This is a genomic window from Nocardia pneumoniae NBRC 100136 (genome assembly GCF_000308755.1).
GTDB classification, from domain to species: Bacteria; Actinomycetota; Actinomycetes; order Mycobacteriales; family Mycobacteriaceae; genus Nocardia; species Nocardia pneumoniae.
Genome location: NZ_BAGF01000020.1, coordinates 1 through 17,373, shown reverse-complemented (window position 1 = coordinate 17,373; position 17,373 = coordinate 1). Strand labels below are relative to the sequence as shown.

The following is a 17,373-nucleotide window of genomic DNA, read 5'->3' as shown; positions in this document are numbered from 1 at the left end:
GACACGACCGGCGGGCGATACTCATTTTCCGCCGTCCAGCCCGGTGACCGACCAGGAATTTTGCCTCGGAAATATGATCTAGCTGCGGTTTTCTACTCGCCGGTAGCGCCGACACCTTTACAGAGGAGCATTGGCACTGGTTACACTCCGGAGCCATGACGAGTGTCCAGCAGCAGCCCTCCTCCGGCCCGGCGGGCTCCCCCGATATCCACACCACCGCCGGGAAGCTGGCTGACCTGCGGAATCGGCTGGAAGAGGCCAAGCACCCCATGGGTGAGGCCGCGGTCGACAAGGTGCACGCGAAGGGCAAGATGACCGCCCGCGAGCGCATCCTCGCCCTGCTGGACGAGGGTTCCTTCGTCGAACTCGACGCACTCGCCCGCCACCGCAGCGTCAACTTCGGCCTGGAGAACAACCGCCCGCTCGGCGACGGCGTGGTCACCGGCTACGGCACCATCGACGGCCGTGACGTGTGCATCTTCAGCCAGGACGTCACCGTGTTCGGCGGCAGTCTCGGCGAGGTCTACGGCGAGAAGATCGTCAAGGTGATGGACCTGGCCCTGAAGACGGGCCGTCCGCTGATCGGCATCAACGAGGGCGCGGGCGCGCGCATCCAGGAGGGCGTGGTCTCTCTCGGCCTCTACGGCGAGATCTTCCACCGCAACATCCAGGCCTCCGGCGTGATCCCGCAGATCTCGTTGATCATGGGGCCGGCCGCGGGCGGTCACGTGTACTCCCCCGCGCTGACCGACTTCGTGGTGATGGTCGACGGCACCAGCCAGATGTTCGTCACCGGCCCGGACGTCATCAAGACGGTCACCGGCGAGGACGTCACCATGGAGGACCTGGGCGGCGCGCACACGCACATGGTGAAGTCCGGTGTGGCGCACTACGTAGCCTCGGGCGAGCAGGACGCGCTGGACTACGTCAAGGACCTGCTGTCCTACCTGCCGAGCAACAACCGCGCCGAAGCGCCGCGGTTCCCGGCCACCGACCCGATCACCGGCGCGATCGAGGACTCGCTCACCGAGGAGGACCTCGAGCTGGACACGATCATCCCGGACTCGCCGAACCAGCCCTACGACATGCACGAGGTGATCCGTCGCCTGCTCGACGACGACGAGTTCCTCGAGGTGCAGGCCGAGCGCGCGATGAACGTCATCGTCGGCTTCGGCCGGATCGACGGCCGCAGCGTCGGCATCGTGGCCAACCAGCCCACCCAGTTCGCGGGCTGCCTGGACATCGACGCCTCGGAGAAGGCCGCCCGGTTCGTGCGCACCTGCGACGCGTTCAACATCCCGATCATCACCCTGGTCGACGTTCCCGGCTTCCTGCCCGGCACCGGCCAGGAGTACAACGGCATCATCCGGCGCGGCGCGAAGCTCCTCTACGCCTACGGCGAGGCCACTGTGGGCAAAATCACGATCATCACCCGCAAGGCCTACGGCGGCGCCTACGACGTCATGGGTTCCAAGCACATGGGCGCCGACGTGAACCTCGCCTGGCCGACCGCGCAGATCGCCGTCATGGGCGCTTCCGGCGCCGTCGGATTCGTCTACCGCAAGCAGCTGCAGCAAGCCGCCAAGGAGGGCGCGGACGTCGATGCGCTGCGGCTCGAGCTGCAGAACGAGTACGAGGACACCCTGGTGAACCCGTACGTCGCCGCCGAGCGCGGATACGTGGACGCGGTCATCCCGCCGTCGCACACGCGGGGCCAGATCGTGTCCGCGCTGCGACTGCTCGAGCGCAAGATGGTGACCCTTCCGCCCAAGAAGCACGGCAACATTCCGCTGTGATGAAGGGCAACATTCCGCTGTGATCGAGCGATACCCTCGTTAGGCCGCGCACAAAGGGTGGCATCGGCCTCGGTACTACTCATGCGGCGTGGATCCGCCTTGGTTGCAGAGACGCAATGAGTGAATCCGAGGATGATTGCTTCATCCGTAAACAGCCGGAAAATGGGAACAGCCTGATCAGGTGATCATCCCGATCGAGGCAAAGAGAGGACCTGGCACTGTGACGACCGTGGCAGAAGAAGATGTGTTGAGCGCCGTCGAACTGGATCTCGCAGTCGACCCGCTCACGGACGAGGTCGGTACGGCCACCGACCCGGACGCGGCCGCCCTACCCGCCGAAGCCACCGCCGAGCCGTTCTTCCGTGTCGTGAAAGGCTCGCCCACCGACGAGGAACTCGCCGCGCTGGTGTGTGTGCTGTCCGCCCTCGCGAGCGACGCCGCGCCGGCGGGCCCGTCCGGTCCTCCGGACCTGTGGGGCCGCCCGACGCTGATGCATCGTGGCAGTTCCCCGTTCTCCCCGTACGCCTTCCCGCAGCTGTCCCACCTGCGCGGGTGACCCGTCTGATTCTCGCTTCCGCGTCGCCTGCCCGCCGGGAGGTTCTCCGCTCGGCGGGCATCGACCCGATCGTCCGCGTTTCCGCCGTGGACGAGGACGCGGTAGCCGCCGCCCTCCCCGAGGGCACACCGCCCCGGGTGGTCGTGGTGGAGCTCGCGCGGGCCAAAGCGGCCGCGGTAGCCGCCGACATTCCCGAGTTCGCCGCCGACTGCGTTGTGGTGGCTTGTGATTCGATGCTGCTCGTCGACGGCGAGCTCCAGGGCAAACCGCACACCCCCGAGGTCGCACGCGCGCGCTGGGGCGACATGGCCGGGCGCAGCGCGGATCTCGTGACCGGCCACTGCGTCGTGCGGCTCCAGGACGGTCAGGTCACCGCCGAAGCGGTCGATTGCAGCAGCACCACCGTGCATTTCGCCAAGCCGGAGCCGGACGAGCTGGACGCCTACATCGCCACCGGAGAGCCGCTGCAGGTCGCGGGCGCGTTCACCCTGGACGGACTCGGCGGCTGGTTCGTCGATCGCATCGACGGCGACCCGTCCAGCGTCATCGGCATCGGGCTACCACTGCTGCGCCGATTGCTTGGCGACGTTGGGATCAGCGTTACGCAGTTGTGGGGCCACACGGCCTGACGGCGCCGGGAACGCCTCCGCGTCGCCGCCAGGGGGCACGGTGGCCGCCTCCTGGGTTTTCTCGCGCGACGCGGCGATCAGTTCCAGCCGTGCCACGCACAATTCCGGCTCGACGAACGGATGCAGCTGGGCGCCGATCTCGCCGCGCGCGCCGCCCCGCTCCAGCACCTGCTGGATCAGACCCAGGTGCACGCCGCACACCACCTCGGAATGCGTTCGCGCGAGTTCGCGCAGCGGACACGCCGTCAACCGGATGAGCGCCTTTTCCGCGGTCTCCGACGAAGGGTCGCGTTCGGGTGCGAAGCCGAGTTCCGACATCAACGTCATCGTGATGTCCTTGGCGTCCTCCAGCGATTCGACGCGGTGTTCGCCGATGTCGAGCTTGGTCCCCCAGGCGCGGCCCGCCGCGACGGCGGCCTCCGATCTACGCCGTGGGTCCGGCCCCAACTGGTCGGCGAGCACCTGCGCCAAGTCCTGATAGCCGACCGATCGCTGCACCGCGCTGTATCCGATGCGCGGACGGCCGCGACCGCGCGGCGGCTGCTGGAATTGCCGGACGAGGGATTCCCTGGTGAGCACGTCCAGATGGAACCGGACCGTGGTGACGTGCTGTCCGGTGATCCTGGCCAGTTCCTGAGCGTCGAGAGGCTCGCTGGCGCCACGTAGGATCGCGAGCAGTCGCCGCCGCGGCCAAGAATCGGACATAGCTCACCCCTCCTCCCGGGAGACTTTATCGGATCTAGGTGCCATTTATTCGCCCCTCATCCGATTTGTGATCTGAAACGAGAGTCACTGTCGTCTCACACCTACCATCGCTGTGAGACTTCCCAATCGCCGTCACCGCCGCCCTACCCACGCGTGAAGGACCCACATCGTGCCCGTTGCCCCGGATCCTCATCCCTCGTTCGGTTCCTACGCACACTCTCACCGACTAGTAACCACCGAATGGCTGTCGGCAAACATAGGCGCGAAGGGACTCAAGATCATCGAGGCCAACGAGGACACGCTGCTCTACGACATCGGGCACGTTCCGGGCGCCACCAAGCTGGATTGGCGAAGCGATCTGAACGATCCGGTCACGCGCGACTATATCGACGGAACGCGATTCACCGAACTGATGCGCGCCAAAGGAATAGATCGTGACGACACCGTGGTCATCTACGGCGACCGCGGCAACGCTCAGGCGGCGCACACGGCGTGGGTATTCACCCTGTTCGGACACCAGGATGTGCGCTTGCTCGACGGCGGCCGGGCGGCGTGGATCTCCGAGGAGCGCGACACGACCTTCGAGCCCGCCTATTCCGTGCCCAGCGCCTACCCGGCCGTGCGCCGCGACGACGGCAGCACCCGCGCCTTCCGCGAGGACGTGCTCGCCCACCTCGGCAAACCGCTGGTGGACGTGCGCGCGCCCGACGAGTATTCCGGCGCGCTCGCCCAGAAACCGGACACTCCGGAGGACGCGGCGCTGCGCGGCGGTCACATCCCCACCGCGTCGAACATCCCGTGGACCGAGGCGCTGGCCTCGGACGGACGGTTTCGTTCCCGCGCCGAACTCGACGACGTCTACCGCGCGCTACCCGCTCAGGAGGACCTGATCGTCTACAGTCGGGTCGGCGTGCGATCCAGCCACACCTGGTTCGTGCTGACCTATCTGCTCGGCTACGACCGCGTGCGGAACTACGACGGGTCCTGGACCGAGTGGGGCAACTCGGTGCGGATGCCGATCGCCAAGGGTGCTGAACCCGGCGAGGTCCCCTCAGGTGCTGGTCCGCGGCGCACCCGCGGGAGATAGGGCCGGGGGGACCGTGTGCGGTCCCTGCCACAGCACATGTGCGTTGTGATCCACGACCTACTGTGGAGTAGGACTAGCCGAGTGCGGCGTCTGTTGGCAGACTGCCTACACTCGCCGAGACGGAAATTTGTCGAGTACGGGAGCGGAGCCTGCGCAGCGACCCCATCCCCGGCGAAGCGACCAGAAGAATGCACACAGGAGGCTCAGTGCCCAGCCATGCCAGCGCGCGGATCACGAAGGTACTCGTAGCTAACCGAGGCGAAATCGCCGTGCGCGTGATCCGGGCGGCCAAGGATGCCGGTATCGGCAGCGTCGCGGTGTACGCCGAGCCGGACGCCGACGCACCGTTCGTCAAGCTCGCCGACGAGGCCTTCGCCCTGGGCGGCCAGACCTCGGCCGAGTCGTATCTGGTGTTCGACAAGATTCTCGACGCCGCGGCCAAGTCCGGCGCCGACGCCATCCACCCTGGCTACGGCTTCCTCTCCGAAAACGCCGACTTCGCCCAGGCGGTCATCGACGCGGGCCTGATCTGGATCGGCCCGTCCCCGCAGTCCATCCGCGACCTGGGCGACAAGGTCACCGCGCGGCACATCGCCGAGCGCGCGAACGCGCCGATGGCCGCGGGCACCAAGGACCCGGTGAAGGACGCGAACGAGGTCGTGGAGTTCGCGAAGACCTACGGCGTTCCGGTCGCGATCAAGGCGGCGTTCGGCGGCGGTGGCCGGGGTATGAAGGTCGCGCACTCCATCGAGGAGATCCCCGAGCTGTTCGATTCCGCCGTGCGCGAGGCGACCGCCGCGTTCGGCCGTGGCGAATGCTTCGTCGAGCAGTACCTGGACAAGGCCCGCCACGTCGAGGCGCAGGTGCTCGCCGACAAGCACGGCAACGTCATCGTCGCCGGTACCCGCGACTGCTCGCTGCAGCGGCGCTTCCAGAAGCTCGTCGAGGAGGCCCCGGCGCCGTTCCTGTCCGACGAGGTGCGCGCGAAGATCCACGCTTCGGCCAAGGCCATCTGCAAGGAAGCCCACTACTACGGCGCGGGCACCGTGGAATACCTGGTGCAGGGCGAGACCGTCTCCTTCCTCGAGGTGAACACGCGTCTGCAGGTCGAGCACCCGGTCACCGAGGAGACCTCCGGCATCGACCTGGTGCGCCAGCAGTTCCGCATCGCCAACGGCGAGAAGCTGGAGATCACCGAAGACCCGACCCCCCGCGGCCACTCCTTCGAGTTCCGCATCAACGGCGAGGACGCCGGCCGCGGCTTCCTGCCCGCCCCCGGCCCGGTCACCGTCTACAAGGAGCCGTCCGGCCCGGGTGTGCGCGTGGACTCCGGCGTGGTGGCCGGCAGCGTGATCGGCGGGCAGTTCGACTCGATGCTGGCCAAGCTGATCGTCACCGGCGAGAACCGCACGCAGGCACTCCAGCGCGCGCGTCGCGCGCTGGCCGAATTCGAGGTCGACGGCTTGGCCACCGTCATCCCGTTCCACCGGGCGATCGTCGAGGACCCGGCGTTCGTGGGTGACGGCGAGAAGTTCGACGTCTACACCAAGTGGATCGAGAACGAGTGGGTCAACACCATCGAGCCGTTCGCGGGCGCGGGCGCCCCGGCCGACGAGGACGAGGAACTGCCGCGGCGGAAGGTCGTCGTCGAGGTCGGCGGGCGTCGCGTCGAGGTGTCGCTGCCCGGTAACTTCACCGTCGGCGCCGGAGCGGGCGGGGCCGCGGGCAACGGCGCGGGTGTCATCCGCAAGAAGCCCAAGCCCCGCAAGCGTGGCGGCGCGGGCGGCGGTGCGGCCTCGGGTGACGCGGTCACCGCTCCGATGCAGGGCACCGTCGTCAAGGTCGCCGTCGAGGAGGGCCAGACGGTCGAGGCGGGCGATCTGATCGTGGTGCTCGAGGCCATGAAGATGGAAAACCCGGTCAACGCCCACAAGGCGGGTGTGGTCACCGGCCTGTCCGTGGAAGCGGGCGCGGCGATCACGCAGGGCACGGTTCTCGCGGAGATCAAGTAGACACCTGGCGAAGACCGTCTCCGGGGCGGGCGCAGGACAACGTCGTCCGCGCCCGCCCCACTCCGTTGACAGCGCACATGCTGCCTGACAGGCGACACCCACACAGCGGTGTTCGATCGGCGGCGTTGTTCCTCAGGGCGGAACGCACCCGCCGCATCGTAGGCGCCCGCACCGCCCCCCTCTGTGTTCACGCAAGCTTCCGTCTGCGGGCCTGGTATTCGTGCCGCGGTGTCGTATCGTGATGCGGTGACCAGCTCGTCAAGCGTCTCCCCCGTCGCGGAGCTGATCCGCGCGCGCCGCGCCGCGTCCAGCCGGGCCGACGGCCATCGGCTCGTGCTCGTCGTCGAGGGCGGCGGCAGCCGAGGCGTGTACTCCAGCGGCATGGTGTCCGCGCTGGAAGAACTCGGGGTCGCCGCGGTGTTCGACGCGGTGTACGGCACGTCGGCGGGCGCGATCAACGGCGCCTGGCTGCTGTGCGGGCGCGCGATCGCCGGGATGCGCGCCTGGACCGACCCGGTGATCATGCGCCGCGCCATCGACCCGGCCCGCCTGTTGCGCGGGCGGCCCGCGTTCGATCTGCGCTACCTCGTGCACCAGGTGTACGACGGCATCGAACCGATGGATTTCGACGCGATTCTGGCGAACTCGACGACCTTCCATCCGATCGCCACCGACACCCGGACCGGTCTGGCGGTCGACCTGCATCCGCATATCACCGACAAGCGCGCGCTCATGCGTGCGCTGCGCGCCTCGGCGGGCCTGCCGATCCTGGCCGGGCCGCCGGTCAGCCTGGGCGGCTGCGCCTACTTCGACGGCGGTCTCGCCGAGACGGTGCCGATCCGCACCGCCGTCAAAGCAGGCGCGACGCATGCCCTGGTGCTGCGCACGCGACGCGTCGACGAACGACGCCCGCCCGCCTCCCGTCTGCACCAGATCGTGGGCGGCGGCTATCTGCGCGCGGTGGCCCCCGGCGCCTACCGCGCCTGGCTCGAACGGCCGCGTCAGCAGGACGTCGAGGACAAAGCGCTGGCCGACCTCGGCGATTCCGTTCTACAGATCCACCCTCCGGCCGGTTCGCCCGATGTCGACAGCGCCACCCGCGACACGGCGCTGCTGTCCGCGGCGCTCCAGATCGGCCGCCATGCCGTTCTCGACGCCCTCTCCACCACCATCCCCGCCGTGTAGCGGTCGGTGGTCAAGGAATCTTGACGCGAGTGCCGTTGGAGAGCACGAAATCGTGGAGTTCGAGGTGGTCGGGGCTGGCGTCGGGTGGGAGGTCGAAGACCAGCCTGGTGGTGGCGGATTGGCCGGGGCGCAGCTCGAAGGAGTAGCCGAAACCCTGCTGCGTGTTCTGCCACATGGTGGCCGTGGCGTTGTGATCGAAGGCCGTGCCATTGGCGTCGACGAGGCGCTGCCCCAGCGGTAGGAACCACTTCACTTCGTCGGAGATGTTGCGGATGGCCAGCGTGACGGTCAGGAACGACCCTGCGGCCGTTTGCAGTCCGATGCGGGACACGCCCGTGTCGACTGTGGTCACGACGAATTCGAACTTGCCGTCGCGGACGGCGGTGCCGACCGGTGCCACACCGGCAGGGTCGGGCAGCCGCTGATCCTCGGGCGGTCCCGGGTGCTCTACGGCGAGCACGGAGGGCGGCAACGTGGGGGCAGGCGTGCCGGAGTCGCCCGCCCTGCTGCCTGCCGCGATCAGAGCGACGCACCCCGCCGCGAACGCGAAGGGCGCGAAGAAGACTACGACCAGCGCGCCGATCACCTTCGACATCAGGCTCCGGCGCCGCGGCCGTCGTCGGAGCACCGGGGCGACGGGGCGTCGCTGCGGAACCACGGGATACGCGGGACGTCCGACCGACGGGAAGACTTTGCGCGCGGGCACGCCCGGCCGCGAATAGGGCTGCGGAGAGGCGGGGCCCGGCCTCGGCGACAGCACACGGGACTGAAGTGCCAGCAACCGCGCCTGCCAACCGTTGCCCGGATGTCCCACCTGGGCGGCAGGGTGGGATTGTCGAGCAGCGGTGTACGGCTGTCCGGCAATGGGGTGACCGCTGCCCGCTGGGGTGCGGGAATAGCCCTGTACGGAAGATCCTGGATTGGGGGCATACTGCCTCGGAGCCGGATGGGGTCGGGGCGCATGTAGCGACCAGTCGAGTTTCGTGGCCACCAAGGTCGGCGGCAGACCCGGCTCCGGCAGGACCTTTGTCGGAGCAGGCCCTGCGGCCGCCGTCGAATCCGCGGCCCGATGGGGAGTCCTGTCGTCGGCGGCATCGGCAACGGAGTCGGCTACGCGTTCCTGCGAGCGCCCGCCCGGTCCCGCTGCGTTCCCGGCTTCGGGCAGGTGCTCGGTCGGCTTCGGCACGGGCGCCGCAGGTCCATCGGCCAGCGCCTTCGGACGCCCTTCCCCAGCCGACGCCGGTGGCGGTACGGCGTCCGGGACGCCAGCGCCGATCGCGGCGCGTGCGGCGGCGGCGAATTCGCCCGCGGTGGGGAACCGTTCGTTCGGGTCCTTCGCCAACCCGCGGGCGATGACGGCATCCAGCGCCGCGGGAACCTCGCCGCACACCGCGCGGGCCCGCGGTGGCTCGGTCATCAAGTGGGCGTGCATCTGCTGCGCGGGATCGGTGTCGCCATAGGGTCGGGAGCCGGTGAGGCATTCGTAGAGCACGCAGGCCAGCGAATAGACGTCCGCGCGACCGTCCACCGCACCGGTGAATCGTTCCGGAGCCATGTACGCCAGCGTGCCGATCGCCATGCCGGTGGTGGTCACGGCCGTCTGGCCGAGCCCGTGCGCGATGCCGAAGTCGATCAGATAGGTGAAGCCGCTGGGATGGACGACGATGTTCGACGGTTTGACGTCGCGGTGGACCAGTCCCGCCCGGTGCGCCGCGTCCAGCGCCGCGGCGACGTGACCGACGATGCCGACCGCCACGTCCGGCCTCATCCGCCCCGCGGCCACGAGTTCGCCCGCCAGATCGGTGCCCTCGACGAATTGCATGTCGATGTAGAGCCGACCGTCGATCTCGCCGAACCGGTGGATCCGGGGGACGTGCGGGTCGCGCAGCTGCGCCACGGCCGCGGCCTCGCGCTCGAATCGTTTGCGGTAACCCCCGGTGGCCGCGAGTTCGGCGGGCAAGAGTTTCAACGCCACCCGTCGCGCCGCCGCCGTGTCGTACGCCAGCCACACCTGACCCATGCCGCCCTTCCCGAGCAGCCGCTCCAGCCGGTAACCCCCGAATCGCACCTCCCCCATCGCGAACCTCCAGTCACCGTCGACGTCTGGCCGACCCGCCCGTCGTCGCGCCGCCGACAACGGAAAATCAGCAGCTCACCGCGTTGAAAGCGAAGGACGTGGCCTCTTCGGAGCGTAACCGCACCCCGCGTCGCGCACCACTGTGTGCTGGACGACAGTCCGGCGGAATGGCCGCCTAGCGAGGCGGTTTCGGCTTGTCTTTGCCGTTGCCCTGTTTCGAATGGTCCGGCTTGTCCTTGCCCGAGTTGTCACCGCCGGGTCCGCTCGGGCCGTTGTCGACGTTCCCTGGGCCCGCACCCGAATTGGACCCCGACGGAATCCAATCGGCTCTGCCCGTCGCCAGCGGGGTGCAGGTCAACCGGATGCCGTCGACCACGACACCGTGCACGTCGACGGTGGGATCGCACGGCAGTCCGGCTGCGGGCTCGACCTGAATCGGCGCCGAAATCGGCCCGGGCGCGGCCGGGACCAGCGACGACGGTTGCGAGTGCGACGTGCGCTCCTGCCTCGGGGAGGAAATCGGCGCGGCTGCCTGGCCCGCGTCGGCAGGCTCGGGCCGCCCGAACCACAGCGCGCCCGCGACCGCCGCGACGAGAGCCGCGAAGGCCGCCAGCGCCAGGCGCGGTCCGAGAGACGTCCGCGCGTACGGTCTGCGCGATTCGGCAGCCCATGCCCGGCGGTGTGGCGGTCGCCGGATGGTCGACACCGCCGGTGTCAGCTCGGCCGTCGTCGCGTCCCGGCCCATCACGGCCGCATATCCCGCGGACGCCAGCTCCCCCGCGCTGGACCACCGCCGGTCCGGGTCCTTCGCCATGCCGCGTGCGATCACCGCGTCCAGCGCCGCGGGCACACCCGGATTCACCGCGGACGCGAGCGGCGGCGTGTCCAGCAGATGGGCGCGCACCAGCCGCGGCGCCTCGCCGTCGCCGAACGGCCTTCGGCCGGTGACACACTCGTACAGCACGCAGGCCAGCGAGTACTGGTCCGCCTGGGGGCCTGCCACGCCGTCGAACCGCTCCGGCGCGATGTAGGCCAGCGTGCCCACCACATTCCCGGTGGCGGTGATCGCGGGCTGATCACCGCGGTGCGCGGTGCCGAAGTCGATCAGGTACACCATGCCGTCCGGCCGCACCATGATGTTGGACGGCTTGACGTCGCGGTGCACCAGACCGGCGCGATGCGCGGCATCGAGCGCGGCGGCTGTCTGCGCGACGATCTCGACCGCATGCGCGGGCTCCAGCCTCCCATGGCGCCGCAACAGCGCCGCGACGTCGAGGCCATCGATGAACTCCATCTCGATGTAGAGACGTCCGTCGAGCTCGCCGAAGGAATGGATCGGCACCAGATGCGGCCCGCGCACCTGCGCGGCGAGCCGGGCCTCTCTCGTGAACCGCTGCCGAAAGCCGGTATCGGCCGCGTGCACGGCGGACAGGACCTTCAATGCGACGGCACGGTCGGCGGTGGTGTGGTACGCGAGCCACACCTCACCCGTGCCGCCGCAGCCTAGCAACCGGTCGAGACGGTAGTGGCCGAACCACAGCTCGCCCATGTCTATAGAACCTCCCGCTAGCCTTCTCCTCATGGAGGAGCTACCCGAAATCCATGTCGGTACCGCGGAACGCGCGCAAATGGCGCCGCTGAAGGCCGATCATGTCGCAGCGGGGCGGCTCCGCGCCGCGGAATGCGACAGACTGGTCGTTCGCGCCGACCGGCGTGACGAAGCGGGGGAAGGCTGATGGAACCGATCGAGATCAACGCGGGCGCTTGGTATCTGCGTGCGCTACGCGCGGACGACCGCATCGATGACCGCCCGGCGCTGGCGGCGGGCGGCATCACCGACCCGGACTATGTGGCCCGGCGCGAGGCGGGCTGGGCCGAGGAAACTCACTTCTCCTGGGCGGTGTGCGAACCGACCACCGCCGAGCTGGTGGCCGAGATCGGGGTGACGCCTGCGGGCGACGGCACCGCCACCATCACCGGGTGGGCGCGCCCGGGCCACCAGCCTGCCCTGGACGCCGGACTGGCCTCCGTCCGCCGCTTCGTCGAGGGCGGTTTGGGCCTGCGGCTGGTCGGTACTCGCTCATAGCCCACCGACGCTCGACCTTCCACTGGCCCAGGAGGGGCAGCGGTCCTGCGCTGAGTCCGCGAATGCGCTACTCCCCGTGCGCGCCGCCGATGGACTCAGCGGATCAACGCATGACGCCGGTGTGCCCGGTGGAATAGCGTCCTGGTTGCGGCCAGATGGTGAGCCCGTGCGGTCCCTTGCCGACGGGGATGCGCGCCAGGAGATGCCAGTTGACGATGTCGATGGCGTACACCTCACCGTGGTGGCGGCCGGATGCCCAGAAGACGCGCCCGTCGGCGGAGATGTTGCCCATGTCGGGGCTGCCGCCTCCCGGCACGAACCACTTGTGCACCAGGGCGTTCGCCGCGAAATCCCACACCGAGATGCTGCCTTCGTGCCGGTTGGTGATGAGCATCTGGCGGGAGTCGCGGGTGACGTAGAGCCCGTGCGCGCCCTTGCCGGTCGGCACGAAACCGGTGTTCTCGAACGTGTGGGCGTCGAAGGTGTACACGCCGTCGGCGGTCATGTCGGCGACGAAGAAGGTGTGCCCGTCCGGCGACAGCTTCACATCCTGCGGTTTGCCGGAGCGGCCGACGGGCAGATCGACCACCTTGACGACCTTGCGCTCGGCGACGTCGAAAGCCAGCATCCGGCCGATGAATTCGCAGGACGCCAGGCCGAACCGGCCGTCGGCGGTGAAGTCCATGTGATCGATGCCCGCGCAGTCGGGCACCGGAAGCGCGTGGACCTTTTCCCAGGTCTGCGGGTCGTAGAAGTCCAGCGACTTGTCCGCCTCCGCGACGACCACGGCGTACCGGCCGTCGGGCGTGTAGTACATGTTGTACGGGTCGCGCACGGGAAATGGCTCGCCCGGCTTGCCCGTGCGCGGATCGATCGGCAACAAGCTTCCCCCGCCCAGCGGCAAGTCGTTGGTGACGTAGAGCGTTTGCATGTCGTAGGACGGGACGACGTGCTGCGGCTCCTTGCCGCCCGCCGCGAAGGTGTCGATCACCTGGAAGGTGTCCGGATCGATCACCGAGATCGTGTGCGACTGGCTGTTGGGCACGTAGACCAGCGGGCGATGGTCGGCCACGCTGGGACTCAGTTCGCGGTTGGCCGCGTACACGTCGGTGGGCGAGAGCGGTGGCGGCATCCCGGGGAGCAGATCGGTCATGTGCGGCGGGAACGCGCCGCCGGTCGGTGCGGCCACGGTGGCCGTGGCCGCCTGTCCCGCCTCGGCGCCGACGGTGCCCGCGTCGCTGGCGGCGCAACCCGCCACGGCGGACAGCAGGGTGAGGGAAGCCACGAGGTGGGGTGCGCAATGTCGGTACACGCGCTGTCGGTTCACGCGCCGCACCCGCTCGGAGAGTGGTGAAGACGAGAGGACATGTTTGCGAAGCCTAGGAGGTGGATCCGGGATTCCGGCGCACCCCGCGCCGAGGACACCGGAATGCCCGGATCATCCTCTTCGCGGCTATTCGAGGCTGGTCAGCACCCGATCCAGGGCGTCGACGGCCTCGTCCAGCTCGGCGATCGTGACGGTCAGCGGGGGACGGAAACGGATGCCCCGCTCGCCGGTGCCGAGAATCAGCACGCGCTCGCGGCCGTGCAACGCCGCGAGCGCCTCATCGCGCAGCCGAGCCGAAGACAGCGTGATCGCGCACATCAGACCGCGCCCGCGGGCCTCGCTCGCGTCGGCGTGCCGCGCGGCCACCCCCGCCAGCCGGTCGAGCAGGTGCGCGCCCAGCGGCCGGGACCGTTCGATGAGCTCGTCGCGCTCGATCACCTCCAGGATGCGCCGGGTGCGCACCATGTCGACGAGGTTGCCGCCCCAGGTGGAGTTGAGCCGGGAGCTGACGGCGAACACATTGTCGGGCACCTCGTCCACCCGCCCGCCCGCCATGACGCCGCACACCTGGGTCCGCTTGCCGAAGGCGACGACGTCCGGCGCCAGCCCGAGTTGCTGGTAAGCCCAAGCGGTTCCGGTCATGCCGACGCCGGTCTGCACCTCGTCGAGGACGAACAGCGCGTCGTTCTCGTGACACAGCCGCTGCACGGCTTGCAGGAACTGTGCGCGCAGATGCCGGTCGCCGCCTTCGCCCTGGATCGGCTCGGCGATGAAACACGCGATATCGTGCGGGTTTTCCGCGAACGCGCGGCGCGCTTGGGCCAGCGCGCACGCCTCCGCCTCTTCGATGTCGAAGGCGTCGGTCAGATACGGCGCCTTGATGCGGGGCCAGTCGAACTTCGGGAACCGCGCCGTCTTCACCGGATCCGTGTTGGTGAGCGACATGGTGTAGCCGGTGCGGCCGTGGAACGCGCCGGTCAGGTGCAGCACCTTGGTGCCGAGTTCCGGTGTGCGGCCGTGGATCTGGTTGTGTCTGCTCTTCCAGTCGAACGCGATCTTGAGGGCGTTCTCCACCGCGAGGCCGCCCCCGTCGATGAAGAACAGGTGCGGCAGCCGCGGATCGCCGAGCACCCGCACGAAGGTCTCGACGAAGCGGGCCATCTCCACGGTGTAGATGTCGGAGTTGCTCGGCTTGTTCAGTGCCGCGGTGAGGAGTTCGGCACGGAACTGTTCGTCGTCGGCGAGCGCGGGATGGTTCATACCCAGCGCGTTGGAGGCGAAGAAGCCGAACATGTCGAGGTAGGCGGTGCCGTCGCGTTCGTCGACGAGACGGCAGCCGCGGGACTGTTCGAGGTCGAGTACCAGGTCGAAGCCGTCGGCCAGGATGCTCGCCGACAAGATCTCGTGGACCCGGGCGGCGGGGGTGACCGCCGGGCGGGTGCGTTCCAGTTCGATGGTCACGCCCTGAGGGTACGTAAAAATTTACGCAAGCTCTACAACCAAAACGGATTAATTCCTAGCAATCGCTACCTGTCATAGAATGTCTGAAGGATGATGGTGCTTCGGGTGCGCACGTTGGCGGTGGCTCGGATCTCCTGGAGCAACTGCTCGAGGTGCCGCGGGGACGCCACACGGACCAGCAGGATGTAGCTCTCGTCGCCGGCCACCGAGTGGCAGGCCTCGATGCCGGGGATGTGCTGGAGCACCGCGGGCGCGTCATCGGGTTGCGACGGGTCGAGAGGAGTGATCGCGACGAATGCCGACAGCAGCTGGCCGAGCGCTTCCGGATCGACGTGCGCGGTGTACCCGCGGATCACGCCGCGCGCCTCTAATCGACGGACCCGCGATTGCACGGCGGACACCGACAGACTCGCTTTCTCGGCCAGATTCGACAGGGTGGCCCGTCCATCGGCCATCAGTTCACGAATCAGCAGGCGATCGATGTCATCCAGTACGGGTCTTGCCGGTGTATCCGCCATCAGCGAAGGCTAACCCAGGCGGCCCACCTCGTGTCCGGAACCAGACCCCCATCCTCCCGCTATGTGGGACGACACCCCCGCTCTGCGGGCCAATGATGCCGCGCTGCGGCCGAAAGGTACGGCGGAACAACAGATGACTGAAGTACTCGGCGCCAAGACCACTACTCAGGAACTCGGCGATCGCGCGACCGCGGTGCTACGCGAACTCGGCGTACGTCCCCCGGAGCCCGGCGCGCTGCCCGCGCGCACCCCGATCACAGGAGGGCAGCTGCTGACCCTGCGACCCAGCTCGCTCAACGAGGTCGATGCCGCGATCGGCCGCGCCGCCACCGCCTTCCAGGGGTGGCGGAGCGTCCCGGCACCGGTCCGGGCCGGAGTCGTGCGGCGGCTGGCGCAGCTGCTCACCGCGCACAAGAGCGACCTGGCCGAGCTGGTGACCCTGGAGGCGGGCAAGATCCCCGCCGAGGCCGCGGGCGAAGTGCAGGAGATGATCGATATCTGCGAGTTCGCCATCGGCCTTTCCCGGCAGCTGTACGGACAGACCATGCCCTCCGAACGACCGGGACACCGCTTGATGGAGACCTGGCATCCGCTCGGCGTCGTCGGGGTGATCTCGGCGTTCAACTTCCCGGTCGCCGTGTGGGCCTGGAATACGGCGATCGCGCTGATCTGCGGGGACACCGTGGTGTGGAAGCCATCGGAGACGACGCCGCTGACCGCGGTGGCCTGCCATGCGTTGCTGCGGCGCGCGGCGAGCGAGGCGGGAGCGGATCCCGAAGTGCATCAATTGATCCAGGGCGGCAGCGACGTCGGGTCTCGCTTGGTCGACGACGAACGGGTCGCGCTGGTGAGCGCGACCGGCTCGGTGCGGATGGGGCGGCTCGTCGCGCCGCGGGTCGCCGAGCGGCTCGGGCGCTGCCTGCTGGAGTTGGGCGGCAACAACGGCGCGATCGTCACCCCCTCCGCCGATCTCGAGCTCGCGGCCCGCGCCATCGTGTTCGCGGCCGCGGGCACGGCCGGGCAGCGCTGCACCACGCTGCGGCGGCTGATCGCGCACCGCGACGTGGTCGACCCGCTGGTGGAGCGGCTCGAGCGGGCGTATCGGCAGCTGCCGGTGGGCAATCCCTTCGACGACGAGGTGCTGGTCGGTCCGCTGATCGATGGAAAGGCCTACACCGGCATGCGCGCCGCGCTGGACAAGGCGGTGACCGACGGCGGCGAGTTGGTCTGCGGCGGTGAGCGAGTCGAGGGGTTCGGCGACGACGCCTACTATGTGCGGCCCGCCATCGTGCGCATGCCCGCCCAGACGGCGGTGGTGCGCGAGGAGACCTTCGCACCGATCCTGTACGTGCTCACCTACGACGAATTCGACCGCGCGATTACCCTGCACAACGAAGTGCCGCAGGGTCTTTCGTCCGCCATCTTCACCACCGATCAGCGCGAGGCGGAACGCTTCCTCGCCGCCGACGGATCCGACTGCGGGATCGCCAACGTCAACATCGGCACCTCCGGCGCCGAGATCGGCGGCGCTTTCGGCGGCGAGAAGCAGACCGGCGGCGGACGCGAATCGGGTTCGGACTCCTGGAAGGCCTACATGCGGCGGGCCACCAACACGATCAACTACTCCACCGAACTGCCCCTCGCCCAGGGCATCAAGTTCGGCTGAACATCCCCATCCACCAGCGGATTCGGTAGTACGCACACACCTGTGTAGTGTTGTACCTACCGACGCGGGGTGGAGCAGCTCGGTAGCTCGCTGGGCTCATAACCCAGAGGCCGCAGGTTCAAATCCTGTCCCCGCTACTAGAAAACGGTCCGGAACATCCAGTTCCGGGCCGTTTTTCTTTGCCCGAACCGGGACGGCCACGGACCACGCGCACCGCACCGCACCGCACCGCACCGCACCGCACCGCACCGCACCGCACCGCACCGCA

The 17,373-nt window shown here is 68.8% G+C and carries 15 protein-coding genes and 1 tRNA gene; 10 read left to right on the top strand and 6 right to left on the bottom strand.

Annotated features, from left to right (window positions below; translation table 11 throughout):
* Positions 1 to 155: 155 nt before the first annotated feature.
* The 3 genes from ON34_RS05050 (at position 156) to ON34_RS05040 (ending at position 2,981) form a co-directional block, all read left to right on the top strand.
* Positions 156 to 1,796, top strand: a complete 1,641-nt coding sequence (locus ON34_RS05050; protein ID WP_040774851.1) for an acyl-CoA carboxylase subunit beta — start codon at positions 156 to 158, stop codon at positions 1,794 to 1,796.
* A gap of 229 nt (positions 1,797 to 2,025) precedes the next feature.
* Positions 2,026 to 2,352, top strand: a complete 327-nt coding sequence (locus tag ON34_RS05045; RefSeq protein ID WP_444543828.1) for an acyl-CoA carboxylase subunit epsilon — start codon at positions 2,026 to 2,028, stop codon at positions 2,350 to 2,352.
* A complete protein-coding gene (locus ON34_RS05040; protein ID WP_040774846.1) occupies positions 2,349 to 2,981 on the top strand; it encodes a nucleoside triphosphate pyrophosphatase in 633 nt (210 codons plus the stop codon). Before ON34_RS05045 ends, ON34_RS05040 begins: the two co-directional genes overlap by 4 nt.
* Here the strand turns inward: ON34_RS05040 and ON34_RS05035 are convergent.
* Positions 2,910 to 3,686 carry a helix-turn-helix transcriptional regulator gene (locus ON34_RS05035; protein WP_040774843.1) on the bottom strand — a complete coding sequence of 259 codons (777 nt, stop codon included), beginning with the start codon at positions 3,684 to 3,686 and terminating at the stop codon, positions 2,910 to 2,912. The genes ON34_RS05040 and ON34_RS05035 overlap by 72 nt on opposite strands.
* A 169-nt stretch (positions 3,687 to 3,855) precedes the next feature.
* On the opposite strand from ON34_RS05035, the gene ON34_RS05030 reads away from it, so the two are divergent.
* The 3 genes from ON34_RS05030 (at position 3,856) to ON34_RS05020 (ending at position 7,970) form a co-directional block, all read left to right on the top strand.
* Complete coding sequence (locus ON34_RS05030; protein ID WP_040774840.1) at positions 3,856 to 4,773, top strand: sulfurtransferase; 918 nt, start codon at positions 3,856 to 3,858, stop codon at positions 4,771 to 4,773.
* A 206-nt stretch (positions 4,774 to 4,979) separates the two neighbouring features.
* A complete protein-coding gene (locus tag ON34_RS05025) occupies positions 4,980 to 6,785 on the top strand; it encodes an acetyl/propionyl/methylcrotonyl-CoA carboxylase subunit alpha (RefSeq protein WP_040774838.1) in 1,806 nt (601 codons plus the stop codon).
* A gap of 246 nt (positions 6,786 to 7,031) precedes the next feature.
* The gene (locus ON34_RS05020) at positions 7,032 to 7,970 is read left to right on the top strand and encodes a patatin-like phospholipase family protein (RefSeq protein WP_040774835.1); all 939 of its coding nucleotides are present in this window, start codon (positions 7,032 to 7,034) and stop codon (positions 7,968 to 7,970) included.
* A gap of 10 nt (positions 7,971 to 7,980) precedes the next feature.
* Here the strand turns inward: ON34_RS05020 and ON34_RS33325 are convergent, their stop codons facing one another.
* Complete coding sequence (locus ON34_RS33325) at positions 7,981 to 10,047, bottom strand: serine/threonine-protein kinase (protein WP_051022161.1); 2,067 nt, start codon at positions 10,045 to 10,047, stop codon at positions 7,981 to 7,983.
* A 175-nt stretch (positions 10,048 to 10,222) separates the two neighbouring features.
* Positions 10,223 to 11,596 (bottom strand): serine/threonine-protein kinase, encoded by a 1,374-nt coding sequence (locus tag ON34_RS33320; protein ID WP_051022160.1) that lies wholly within the window; start codon positions 11,594 to 11,596, stop codon positions 10,223 to 10,225.
* A 31-nt stretch (positions 11,597 to 11,627) separates the two neighbouring features.
* On the opposite strand from ON34_RS33320, the gene ON34_RS35795 reads away from it, so the two are divergent.
* Entirely contained in the window at positions 11,628 to 11,783 is a 156-nt protein-coding gene (locus tag ON34_RS35795) for a hypothetical protein (RefSeq protein WP_157172178.1), read from the top strand.
* The gene (locus ON34_RS05005; RefSeq protein WP_040774832.1) at positions 11,783 to 12,133 is read left to right on the top strand and encodes a hypothetical protein; all 351 of its coding nucleotides are present in this window, start codon (positions 11,783 to 11,785) and stop codon (positions 12,131 to 12,133) included. The genes ON34_RS35795 and ON34_RS05005 overlap by 1 nt, the downstream gene beginning before the upstream one ends.
* Positions 12,134 to 12,236: 103 nt before the next feature.
* On the opposite strand, the gene ON34_RS05000 is transcribed toward ON34_RS05005, so the two are convergent.
* The 3 genes from ON34_RS05000 to ON34_RS04990 form a co-directional block, all read right to left on the bottom strand.
* Entirely contained in the window at positions 12,237 to 13,418 is a 1,182-nt protein-coding gene (locus ON34_RS05000; protein WP_245547890.1) for a YVTN family beta-propeller repeat protein, read from the bottom strand.
* Between the two features lie 168 nt (positions 13,419 to 13,586).
* Positions 13,587 to 14,921: an L-lysine 6-transaminase gene (gene lat / locus ON34_RS04995; RefSeq protein WP_051022159.1), complete on the bottom strand. Its 1,335-nt coding sequence runs from the start codon at positions 14,919 to 14,921 to the stop codon at positions 13,587 to 13,589.
* Positions 14,922 to 14,986: 65 nt separating this feature from the next.
* On the bottom strand, positions 14,987 to 15,439 hold the full coding sequence (locus tag ON34_RS04990) for an Lrp/AsnC family transcriptional regulator (RefSeq protein ID WP_040774829.1): 453 nt from the start codon (positions 15,437 to 15,439) through the stop codon (positions 14,987 to 14,989).
* A gap of 133 nt (positions 15,440 to 15,572) precedes the next feature.
* Here ON34_RS04990 and amaB point away from each other — a divergent pair, with 133 nt between their 5' ends.
* Positions 15,573 to 17,105 (top strand): L-piperidine-6-carboxylate dehydrogenase, encoded by a 1,533-nt coding sequence (amaB, locus tag ON34_RS04985; protein ID WP_040775013.1) that lies wholly within the window; start codon positions 15,573 to 15,575, stop codon positions 17,103 to 17,105.
* Positions 17,106 to 17,168: 63 nt separating this feature from the next.
* Positions 17,169 to 17,242 (top strand) — tRNA-Met (locus ON34_RS04980).
* Positions 17,243 to 17,373: the final 131 nt, after the last annotated feature.